Source organism: Micromonospora sp. NPDC047707 (genome assembly GCF_040704235.1).
GTDB lineage: Bacteria > Actinomycetota > Actinomycetes > Mycobacteriales > Micromonosporaceae > Micromonospora.
In genome coordinates this window covers 1-10531 of sequence record NZ_JBEYSU010000067.1, presented here as the reverse complement: position 1 = coordinate 10531, position 10531 = coordinate 1, and the positions used below count along the sequence as shown (strand labels likewise).

The following is a 10531-nucleotide window of genomic DNA, read 5'->3' as shown; positions in this document are numbered from 1 at the left end:
CAACACCCCCTACAACCCCGACCGGCACCGAGCCCTCCAACACTTGCTCAGCCAAGATCAACCGGCGATGGCTTGACACAGGGCAACTCACGCGGCGGCCTCGGGGCGCTCGGCGTGGCCTCGGCGGGCGGGGCGTTCCCACAGCGGGGGTGGGGTCTCGTCCCGGATCTCGGCGAGCAGGTCCCGCAGCCGCAGCATGATGGCGTCCGTCATCTCCTCGAGTACCGCCTTCGTCGGGGTGGCGCCCGTCCACGGGCTGAGGTCGACCGGCGGCCCGGCCACCACGCTGACCGGGATGCGCGGGCGGGGGCTGAGGCGGTTGGTCCGCGGGTCGAAGATGCGTTCCGGCCCCCACATCGCCAGCGGGATGACCGGCGCACCGGTGGCCAGGGCGAGCCGCGCCGCGCCGGTCTTGCCCTTCATCGGCCACAGGTGCGGCTCCCGGGTGGTGGTGCCCTCCGGGTAGATCACCACGGCGCCTCCCTCGCGCACGGCGGCGACCAGGGCGTCCAGCGACTTCACCGCGTCGACCGTGCCGCGCTCGACCGGGATTTGCTTGCAGCGGTGCAGGATCCAGCCGATCACCGGCACGCGGAAGACGCTGGCCTTGCCGAGGAACTGCGGCCAGCGGCCGGAGTCGTAGATGAAGTGAGCGGAGACGAGGGGGTCGGCGTGCGAGATGTGGTTCGGCACGATGATCATGCCGCCGGAGCGGCCGAGGTGTTCCATGCCACGCCAGGTCCGCCGCGTCCAGACGGTCATCACGGGTTTGACCAGCACCACGGCGAACCGTTGCCAGAACCCCAGCCTGCGCCGCGCCACCGCGCCTCCTCCTGCCGCCGTACCACCCCGCCGGTCCACCCGCCGGTGACCCCGCGAGGTGAAATCATGCCTGCTCGCCCCGGGTCCGGCCAGTGAGGGTACCGGCGTCGGGCTGGCAGGATGACGAGGTGACCTCCCAACTGGCCTGGACCGTGGTGGTGCCGGTGAAGCGGCTGGGCGTCGCGAAGAGCCGGTTGCGGGGCGCGCTGCGGGGCGTACCCCACGAGGCGCTGGCGCTGGCCCTGGCGGCCGACACGGTCCGCGCGGTGCGGGCGTGCGCGGCGGTGGCCGACGTGCTGGTGGTCACCGACGACCCGCGGGTGGCGGCGGTGGCCGGCGGCGCCGGCGCCCGGGTGCTGCCGGACTCGCCGGCCGGCGGGCTCAACGCCGCCTTCCGGCACGGCGCGTCGGCCGCGCGGGGTGGCTGGGTGGCCGGCCTCACCGCCGACCTGCCCGCGCTGCGCCCGGCCGAACTGGCGGCGGCGCTGGAAGCGGCGCAGGCCGGCCCCGCGGGGGTACGCCGGTACGTCGCCGACGCCCCGGGCAGCGGCACGGTGCTGCTGGCCGCCCCACCGGGCGTGGCCCTGGATCCGCGCTTCGGCGTGGGATCGGCGGCGGCGCACGCGGCCAGTGGGGCGCTGGCACTGGCGGGCGACTGGCCGAGCCTGCGCCGCGACGTCGACACCGTCGAGGACCTGGCCACCGCGGCGCGGCTCGGGCTGGGCCCCCGCACCGCGGCGCTGTGCGGCGCGGGCGCCGCGGCGGCCGGCCGGCCCGTGTAGCGTTCCGGTCATGCAGGGCACGGTGGCCACCTACGACGCGGCGACCCGCAGCGGGGTGCTGCTCCTCGACGACGGCACCGAGCTGGCGTTCCCGGCGCGGGCGTTCGACGCCTCCGGGCTGCGGCTGCTCCGGCTCGGGCAGCGGGTCCGGATCGAGACGGACGACACCGGCGCGGTGGTACGCGTGACGTTGCCGACGATGGCCTGAGCAACCCCGCGCAAGTTCATTTTGCGTTAACCCGATTCGGGTGAAGATGAGCGGGTGAGCACCCCTCGCGAGCACCCCGCCGACCAGCCCTCCGCCACCGAGCCGGCCGGATCCCGCAACGGCACCCGCCCCCGGGGCGCCGACGGCCGCTTCCGCACCAACCGCTCCACCGACACCGCCGACGTCCGCCCCGACACCGCCGGCACCGACGCGGCCGCCGCCTCCGCCGGTCTGGAGGAGGTGCTGGACCCGGCGTCGGCCCGCTTCACGCCACCCGCCGCCCCGGCGGCCGCCGCCGACGAGCCGCCGATGGTCGAGCCCCTGCCGGAGGACCGCTTCCTCAACCGGGAGCTCTCCTGGCTGGACTTCAACGCCCGGGTCCTCGCGCTGGCCGAGGACCCGCGCACGCCGCTGCTGGAGCGGGGCAAGTTCCTGGCCATCTTCGCCAGCAACCTCGACGAGTTCTACATGGTCCGGGTCGCCGGCCTGAAGCGGCGGCTCTCCGCCGGCCTGCCGGTCCGCGGCGGCGACCGGCTGCCGCTGCGCACCCAGCTCGAACTGATCGCCGAGCGGACGGCCGCCCTCGTCCACCGGCACGCCGCCTGCTTCGTCGACGACGTGCTGCCGAAGCTCGCCGCCGAGGACATCCGCATCCTCAGCTGGGGCGACCTCGACGACGCCGAGCGGGAGCGGCTGCGCACCTACTTCCGGGAGCAGATCTTTCCGGTGCTCACCCCGCTCGCGGTCGACCCGGCGCACCCCTTCCCGTACATCTCGGGTCGGTCGCTCAACCTGGCGGTGTCGGTCCGCGACCCCGACGGCGGCTCGGAGCTGTTCGCCCGGGTGAAGGTGCCCAACAACGTGCCCCGGTTCGTCCGGATCCACCGGGACCAGCCGGGCCTGCGCGTCATGCCGGTGGAGGACCTGATCTCGGTGCACCTGGGCCAGCTCTTCTCCGGCATGCAGGTGGTCGAGTGCCACCTGTTCCGGGTCACCCGCAACGCCGAGGTGGAGGTCGACGAGGACCGCGACGAGGACCTGCTCCAGGCGTTGGAGCGGGAACTGGCGCGGCGCCGCTTCGGCCCGCCGGTACGACTGGAGGTCGCCGCCTCCATCTCCGACCACATGCTGGAGCTGCTCGTCCGCGAGCTGGACATGGACTCCCACGACGTCCTGCGGGTGCGCGGGCTGCTCGACCTGTCGGCGCTCTGGCAGGTGTACGGCGACGCCGACCGACCGGACCTCAAGGACCCGCCCTTCGTGCCCGCCACGCATCCCCGGCTCGCCGAAGGTGAGGTTCCCCGGAGCGTGTTCGCCACGCTGCGGGACGGGGACGTGCTGGTGCACCACCCGTACCACTCGTTCGCCACGAGCGTGCAGCGCTTCGTCGAGCAGGCGGCGGCCGACCCGAACGTGCTGGCCATCAAGCAGACCCTCTACCGCACCAGCGGCGACTCCCCGATCGTCGACGCGCTGGTCGACGCGGCCGCCGCCGGCAAGCAGGTGGTGGTGCTGGTCGAGTTGAAGGCCCGGTTCGACGAGATCGCCAACATCGGCTGGGCCCGTACGCTGGAGCGCGCCGGCTGCCACGTGGTCTACGGCCTGGTGGGCCTCAAGACGCACTGCAAGACCGCCCTGGTGGTGCGCCAGGAAGGCAACCAGATCCGCCGCTACTGCCACATCGGCACCGGCAACTACCACCCGAAGACGGCCCGCCTGTACGAGGACTTCGGCATGCTCACCGCCGACCCGGAGATCGGCGCCGACCTGACCGATCTGTTCAACGTGCTCACCGGCTACAGCCGGCAGACCGCGTTCCGGCGGCTGCTGGTCGCGCCGCAGGGCATCCGCAGCGGGCTGATCGAGCGGATCGAACGGGAGATCTCGCACGTCCGGCTCGGCATGCCCGGTCTGGTCCAGTTCAAGGTGAACTCGCTGGTCGACGAGGAGGTCACCGACGCCCTCTACCGCGCCTCCCGGGCCGGTGTCCACGTGGACCTGCTGATCCGTGGCATGTGCACGCTGCGGCCGGGCGTGCCGGGCCTGTCCGACAACATCCGGGTCCACTCCATCCTCGGCCGCTTCCTCGAGCACTCGCGGATCTTCCGGTTCGGCAACAACGGCGACGCCGAGTTCTGGATGGGCTCGGCCGACCTGATGCACCGCAACCTGGACCGCCGGGTCGAGGCCCTGGTGCAGGTCAGCGACCCGGTGGCCCGCGCCGAGCTGGACCACGTGCTTACGGCGGCGTTCAGCCCCGACGTGGAGGCGTTCGAGCTGGCCGCGGACGGCACCTGGACCCGGCGTACCGGCGACGAGGCGCCACTGGTCCACCTTCAGGACCTGCTGCTGCGCCGCGTCGGCGGCACAGCCGGCTGATCCAGCCGTGTCTCGGCTAGGGCCTGTCCTGCCGATCATGTCGAGCCGAGGCGAGGTCCAGGCGGACTGATGATCGGCAGGACAGGCCCTAGGCTGACCTGATGGAGGAGGAGCGCAAGTACGAGGTGGACGACGGCTGGGCGTTGCCGGAGCTGATTGCGGCGGCGCCCGGAGGCGGCGGCGTACGCGAGCTGCCGCCGGTGACCCTGGTCGCCACGTACTTCGACACCGTGGACCTGCGGCTGGCGCGGGCCGGGGTCTCGTTGCGCCACCGCGAGGGCGACCCGCTTCCCTGGACGGTGAAGCTGCCGACCGACAGCCCCGGTGTCCGGCACGAGATCTCCCGGCCGGGTGCGGTCGACGCTCCCCCGGCCGGCCTGGTGGAGCTGGTCACCGTCGTGCACCGGGGAGCCCCGCTGGCACCGGCGGCCGTGGTGCGCACCGTTCGCCGTGCGTACGAGGTCCACGACGACACGGGCGCGACGCTCGCCGAGGTGGTGGACGACGACGTCACGGTGCTCGACGCCGACGGCGCGACCACCGCCGCCTTCCGGGAGGTGGAGGTCGAACGGAAGGCGGGCGACCGGGACCTGCTGGACCGGATCGGCTCGCTGCTGCGGGAGGCCGGCGCCCGCGACGGCGGGTTCGTCCCGAAGCACGTCCGCGCGCTCGGCGCGGCGGCGGAGGGCGAACCCGACCTGGTCCCGCCCGCCGGCCTGCCGGCCGACCCGACCGCCGGCGAGGTGGTGACCGAGGCGCTCCGCCGGGAGGTGCGGCGGCTCCTCGCGCACGACCCGCTGCTCCGGCTGCGCGCGCCGGTCGGCGACGGCGACACCGCCGTGCACCAGATGCGGGTCGCCTGCCGGCGGCTGCGCAGCGACCTGAAGACCTTCCGGCGGCTGGTCCGGCCCGGGTGGGCACGCCGGCTGCGGGACGAGTTGACGTGGCTCGCTGACGCGCTCGGCGCCGCCCGGGACGGCGAGGTGCTGCGGGAGCGGCTTCGACGTACGGCCACCGCCGACCCGCTGAGCCCGCTCGACCCGGCGGCGGTCGATCGGCTCGATGCCGTCCTGGCCGAACGGCAGGAAGTGGCCCTGGCCGCCGTCGACGAGGCGCTCCGCTCCGACCGCTACCGGGCCCTGGTCGACGCCCTGGTGCTGGCCGCCGCGTCGCCGCGGCTGACGCCCCGGGCCGCCGCGCCCGCCCGCGACCTCCTGCCGCGCCTGGTGGCCCGTCCCTGGCGCCGGCTGGCCGGCGCGCCGGGCCGGCCGGGCAGCGTCGCGGCGCTCGCTCAGGACGGGCCGGACGAGCAGTGGCACACCGTCCGCAAGGACGGCAAGCAGGCCCGCTCCGCGGTCACCGCCGTCGCGCCCGTGCTCGGCGGCGACGCCGCGAAGCTCGCGCGCAAGCTCGCCCGGGTGCAGGACCTGCTCGGCGAACACCAGGACGCCGCGGTCGCCGCCGAGACGTGGCGGGACGTCGCCGACACGCGACCGGACGACCACGACCTGGCGGTGACCGCCGGCCGGATGCTGGAACGGGAGCGCGCGACGGTGCGGCGCGTCCGGGCGGAGTTCCCGGGGGCGTGGCGGCGGGCGAGCCGGCGGCGACGGACGGCGTGGCTGCGGTGAACGGGCCGCCGACGACGGAGGGTGCGCCGGTCGCACCGCCCGGCATCCGCGCCGCGGGGGGCGTGGTCTGGCGACCCGGCCCGGCCGGTGTGGAGGTCGTCCTGGTGCACCGCCCCCGGTACGGCGACTGGTCGCTGCCCAAGGGCAAGCTGGAGCCGGCCGAGCATCCCCTGTTCGCCGCCGTCCGCGAGGTCGCGGAGGAGACCGACGTGCGGGCGGTGCCGCAGGTCCGCCTGCCGAGCATCGGCTACCGCAGCGAGGGCCGGCCGAAGGTCGTCGACTACTGGTCGATGCAGGCGGTCGGCGAGGGCGGCTTCCAGCCCGGCACCGAGGTCGACGAGGTGCGGTGGCTCCCCGTCGACGAGGCGGCCCGGCTGGTCAGCTACCCGCACGACGCGGAGGTGCTCGCCGCGTTCGCGGCCCTGCCACCGGTGACCGTGGCGACGGTGCTCGTCCGCCACGGCCACGCCGGCAAACGCGGCACCTGGGCCGGACCGGACAGCGGTCGGCCGCTGGACGCGCAGGGCTGGGCGCAGGCGCACGCGCTCGCGCCCCTGGTGGCCCTGGTCCGGCCGGTACGCCTGCTGGCGGCGTCGGCGCGCCGCTGCGTACAGACCCTCGACCCGGCGGCGGCGCTGCTCGACCTGCCGATCGAGGTCGACGGCGACCTCGACGAGCCGCGGGCCGGTCAGGATCGTGACGAGTGCGTACTGGCCACGGCCGCCCGGCTCGCCGCGCTCGGCGCCGCCGGCGATCCGGTCGCGGTGTGCAGCCAGGGAAAGGTGATCCCGGGGGCCCTGGAGCGGCTCAGCGGCCGCGCGGAGGACTTCACCACGCCGAAGGGCGGCGGTTGGCTGCTCGCGTTCTCGGGCGACCGTCTCGTCGCCGCCGACCGCCTGTGACGGGCAGGGACGTCGCCCGGGTCGAGGGTGGTCCCCAGGATCCGCGCGCCGGTGGGCGCGGGCGCGGAACAAGGGCGCCCACCGCGAGCGGTGGGCGCCCTTCGTCGTACGCCTGGGGTCAGCGCCTCGTCGCTGCCTTCTTGGCCGGGGCCTTCTTCGCCGGGGCCTTCTTGGCCGCAGTGCTCTTGGCCGCCGTGGTCTTCTTCGCGGCGGCCTTCTTCGCCGGGGCCGCCTTCGCCGTGGTCTTCTTCGCCGCTGCGGTCTTCTTCGCCGCCGCGGTCTTCGCCGCCGCGGTCTTCGCCGCCGCGGTCTTCTTCGCGGCCGCCGTCTTCTTCGCGGCAGTGGTCGCCTTGGCACCGGCCGCCTTGGCACCGGTGGTCTTCGCGGCGGCAGCGGCGGTGGTCTTCTTCGCCGCCGCCGTGGCCTTCGGCACCTTGCCGCTGGCCACCATCTCCTTGAATCCGGCGCCCGCGCGGAAGGTCGGGACGGAGGTCTTCTTGACCTTCACCGTCTCGCCGGTCCGCGGGTTCCGGGCTGTTCGGGCGCCTCGGACGCGCTTCTCGAACGCTCCGAAGCCGGTGATCGCCACCTTCTCGCCCTTGGTGACCGCCGCCTGGACCTCAGCGAGGACCGCGTCGAGCGCGGCCGTCGCCGTCTTCCGGTCCCCCAGGCGAACGGCGAGCGCCTCGATGAGCTCGGCCTTGTTCACGACTTCCTCCCGATTGTGCAACTGACTCGACGCGAGCCATTCTGCGCGCACGGTATGCCCTGTGCTGCCGGGACACAAACATTCGGTGGAAAAAAGCCCTTGTGTCGCAACGGATTCGCCCCCACCGGTGAGACCGGTGGGGGCGGAATCGGCGCGGCGAAGGGGCGCGGCGCTATGCGACGGTCGGCAGGAACGACGGCCGGGACGCCTCGAAGGCGGTGATGTCGGCCTCGTGCCGGAGGGTGAGTCCAATGTCGTCCAAGCCCTCCATCAGCCGCCAGCGGCTGAAGTCGTCCAGCGGGAACGACCAGCTGGCCTCCCCGACTCGGACCTGGCGGGCGGTCAGGTCGACGGTGACCGGGGTGGTCGGATCGGCCTCGACGGCGGCCCAGATCTCCTCGACCGCTTTCAATTCCAACTCGACCGGGAGCAGACCCTCCTTGAGGGCGTTGCCCCGGAAGATGTCACCGAAGCGCGGGGAGACCACAGCGCGGAAGCCCCAGTCCCGCAGGGCCCAGACGGCGTGCTCCCGGGAGGAGCCGGTACCGAACTCCGGACCGGCGACAAGAATCGACGCATCCGAATGCGCTTGATCGTTGAGGACGAATTCCGGGTCCTCCCGCCACGCGCTGAACAAGCCGTCCGCGAAACCCGTCCGGGTCACCCGCTTGAGATAGACGGCGGGGATGATCTGATCGGTGTCCACGTTGGACCGGCGCAGCGGCACGGCGGTGCCGGTGTGGGTGGTGAACCTCTCCATCAGCGGTGTCCTCTTCTACAGGTCGGCGGGAGCGGCCAGCCGGCCCACCACGGCGGTGGCGGCGGCGACCGGCGGGGAGACCAGGTGGGTGCGTCCACCCCGGCCCTGGCGGCCCTCGAAGTTCCGGTTGGAGGTCGAGGCGGCGCGCTGGCCCGGGGAGAGCGTGTCCGGGTTCATGCCGAGGCACATCGAGCAACCCGCGAACCGCCACTCGGCGCCGGCGTCGGTGAAGATCTTGTCGAGCCCCTCGGCCTCGGCCGCCTCCCGGACGGCCGCCGAGCCGGGCACGACGAGCATGCGGACTCGGTCGGCCACCCGGCGCCCACGCAGCACGTCGGCGGCGGCGCGCAGGTCCTCCAGCCGCCCGTTGGTGCAGGACCCGACGAAGACGACGTCGACCGCGAGGTCCCGCAGCGGGGTGCCGGGCGTGAGGTCCATGTACGCCAGCGCGCGGCGGGCGGCGGCCTGCTCCGGCTCGGTCACGAACTCCTCGGGATCGGGCACGGACGCGTCCAGCGATGCGCCCTGGCCGGGGTTGGTGCCCCAGGTCACGAACGGCGTGATCCGGGTGGCGTCCAGGGTGACCTCCGCGTCGAAGGTCGCGCCGTCGTCGGTGGGCAGGGTCCGCCAGTAGGCGACCGCCGCGTCCCAGTCGGCGCCCGTCGGGGCGTTGGGCCGCCCCTTGAGGTACGCGAAGGTCGTCTCGTCCGGCGCGATCATGCCGGCCTTGGCGCCCCATTCGATGGACATGTTCGCGATGGTCATCCGGCCCTCCATCGAGAGGTTCCGGATCGCCTCGCCCCGGTACTCCACGATGTGGCCGCGTCCGCCGCCGGTGCCCACCTGCGCGATCAGCGCGAGCACCAGGTCCTTGGCGGTGACCCCCGGCGCGAGTTCCCCGACGACGTTCACCGCCATCGTCCGCGGGCGGGCCTGCGGCAGCGTCTGGGTGGCGAGCACGTGCTCGACCTCACTGGTGCCGATGCCGAACGCCAGGGCCCCGAACGCGCCGTGGGTGGCGGTGTGCGAGTCGCCGCAGACGATGGTCATGCCGGGCTGGGTCAGGCCCAGCTGCGGACCGATGACGTGCACGATGCCCTGGTTCTCGTCACCGAGCGGGTGCAGCTTCACGCCGAACTCGGCGCAGTTGCGGCGCAGCGTCTCGATCTGCGTACGCGAGGTCGGGTCGGCGATGGTGAGGAGGTCGCCACGGCGGGACCGGAACGACGGGTCGGCGTACCCGGTCGGGGTGTTGTGGTCCTCGGTCGCGATCGTCAGGTCGGTGCGGCGGACCGGGCGGCCGGCGAGGCGCAGCCCGTCGAACGCCTGCGGGCTCGTCACCTCGTGCAGCAGGTGCAGGTCGATGAAGAGCAGATCGGGCTCGCCCGCGACGGACCGTACGACGTGCGCGTCCCAGACCTTCTCGGCCAGGGTCCTCGGCTCAGGAGTGACTCCCACCATCTGGACATCCTAAATTCTGGGAGGTAAGTTTCGGCTTGTGGGACACAGTATGAGCGGTGTCGGCGTTCTCGACAAGGCGGTGGTCATCCTGGCCGCCTGCGTCGACGGCGCCAGCCTGGCCGAACTCGTTGAACGCACGAAGCTGCCCCGGGCAACGGCGCACCGGTTGGCACAGGCACTGGAGATCCACCGGATGCTGGTACGCGACACCCAGGGGCGCTGGCGCCCCGGGCCACGCCTGGGCGAACTGGCCAACGCGGCGCCCGACGTACTCCTGACCGCGGCGGAGCCGCTGCTCGCCGCCCTGCGCGACGCCACCGGCGAGAGCGCCCAGCTCTACCTGCGCCGCGCCGACGAGCGCATCTGCGTGGCCGCCGCCGAGCGGGCCAGTGGCCTGCGCGACACCGTGCCGGTCGGCTCGGTGCTGCCGATGACCGCCGGCTCGGCGGCGCAGATCCTGCTCGCGTGGGAGCCGCCGGAGGCGGTCATGCCGCTGCTGCCCCGCTCGAAGTTCACCGGCCGCACCCTCGCGGAGGTCCGCCGCCGCGGCTGGGCGCAGAGCGTGGCCGAACGGGAGGCCGGTGTGGCGAGCGTCTCGGCGCCGATCCGCGACCGCACCGGCCGCGTGATCGCCGCCATCAGCATCAGCGGCCCGATCGAACGCCTCGGGCGCCGCCCCGGCGAACGTCACGCCATGGCCGTGGTCCGAGCCGGCCAACGCCTCTCCGGCCTCTGACCCGCCCACCCGCCACCCGCCACCCGCTACCCGCCCAGGTCGATCATGAAGTTAGCGGGTGGATCGAAGATCAAACCACCCGTCAACTTCATGATCGACGAGGGCGGGGGGCGGGGGGGTGGGGGGGGTGGGGGGTATGTG

10 protein-coding genes are annotated in these 10531 nt (G+C 73.8%); 6 read left to right on the top strand and 4 right to left on the bottom strand.

Features of this window, described 5'->3' with window-relative positions; all coding sequences use genetic code 11:
* Positions 1-87: 87 nt before the first annotated feature.
* The gene (locus AB0873_RS30730) at positions 88-822 is read right to left on the bottom strand and encodes a 1-acyl-sn-glycerol-3-phosphate acyltransferase (RefSeq protein WP_155333661.1); all 735 of its coding nucleotides are present in this window, start codon (positions 820-822) and stop codon (positions 88-90) included.
* A gap of 128 nt (positions 823-950) precedes the next feature.
* On the opposite strand from AB0873_RS30730, the gene cofC reads away from it, so the two are divergent.
* From cofC to AB0873_RS30705, 5 genes are all read left to right on the top strand, one after another.
* Positions 951-1604, top strand: coding sequence for a 2-phospho-L-lactate guanylyltransferase (gene cofC, locus AB0873_RS30725; RefSeq protein ID WP_366604140.1), 654 nt, complete (start codon positions 951-953; stop codon positions 1602-1604).
* 10 nt (positions 1605-1614) lie between these two features.
* Complete coding sequence (locus tag AB0873_RS30720; RefSeq protein ID WP_155333663.1) at positions 1615-1812, top strand: cold-shock protein; 198 nt, start codon at positions 1615-1617, stop codon at positions 1810-1812.
* Between the two features lie 54 nt (positions 1813-1866).
* The gene (locus tag AB0873_RS30715; RefSeq protein ID WP_366604138.1) at positions 1867-4191 is read left to right on the top strand and encodes an RNA degradosome polyphosphate kinase; all 2325 of its coding nucleotides are present in this window, start codon (positions 1867-1869) and stop codon (positions 4189-4191) included.
* 101 nt (positions 4192-4292) lie between these two features.
* The gene (locus AB0873_RS30710) at positions 4293-5822 is read left to right on the top strand and encodes a CYTH and CHAD domain-containing protein (protein WP_366604136.1); all 1530 of its coding nucleotides are present in this window, start codon (positions 4293-4295) and stop codon (positions 5820-5822) included.
* Positions 5819-6724 carry an NUDIX hydrolase gene (locus AB0873_RS30705; protein ID WP_366604134.1) on the top strand — a complete coding sequence of 302 codons (906 nt, stop codon included), beginning with the start codon at positions 5819-5821 and terminating at the stop codon, positions 6722-6724. Before AB0873_RS30710 ends, AB0873_RS30705 begins: the two co-directional genes overlap by 4 nt.
* Before the next feature lie 118 nt (positions 6725-6842).
* On the opposite strand, the gene AB0873_RS30700 is transcribed toward AB0873_RS30705, so the two are convergent.
* The 3 genes from AB0873_RS30700 to leuC all read right to left on the bottom strand — a co-directional run bounded on the left by AB0873_RS30700 (position 6843) and on the right by leuC (position 9654).
* Positions 6843-7433, bottom strand: a complete 591-nt coding sequence (locus tag AB0873_RS30700; protein WP_366604132.1) for an HU family DNA-binding protein — start codon at positions 7431-7433, stop codon at positions 6843-6845.
* Between the two features lie 172 nt (positions 7434-7605).
* A complete protein-coding gene (leuD, locus tag AB0873_RS30695; protein WP_366604130.1) occupies positions 7606-8193 on the bottom strand; it encodes a 3-isopropylmalate dehydratase small subunit in 588 nt (195 codons plus the stop codon).
* 15 nt (positions 8194-8208) lie between these two features.
* Positions 8209-9654, bottom strand: a complete 1446-nt coding sequence (gene leuC / locus AB0873_RS30690; RefSeq protein WP_366604129.1) for a 3-isopropylmalate dehydratase large subunit — start codon at positions 9652-9654, stop codon at positions 8209-8211.
* Positions 9655-9703: 49 nt separating this feature from the next.
* Between leuC and AB0873_RS30685 the strand changes: the two genes are divergently transcribed.
* Positions 9704-10390, top strand: coding sequence for an IclR family transcriptional regulator (locus AB0873_RS30685; protein WP_013284529.1), 687 nt, complete (start codon positions 9704-9706; stop codon positions 10388-10390).
* Positions 10391-10531: the final 141 nt, after the last annotated feature.

Coding starts and splice junctions, on each gene's coding strand:
- leuD (WP_366604130.1), bottom strand. CDS start 8,193: ATGGAGAGGTTCACCACCCACACCGGCACCGCCGTGCCGCTGCGCCGG.
- leuC (WP_366604129.1), bottom strand. CDS start 9,654: ATGGTGGGAGTCACTCCTGAGCCGAGGACCCTGGCCGAGAAGGTCTGG.
- AB0873_RS30720 (WP_155333663.1), top strand. CDS start 1,615: ATGCAGGGCACGGTGGCCACCTACGACGCGGCGACCCGCAGCGGGGTG.
- AB0873_RS30710 (WP_366604136.1), top strand. CDS start 4,293: ATGGAGGAGGAGCGCAAGTACGAGGTGGACGACGGCTGGGCGTTGCCG.
- AB0873_RS30685 (WP_013284529.1), top strand. CDS start 9,704: ATGAGCGGTGTCGGCGTTCTCGACAAGGCGGTGGTCATCCTGGCCGCC.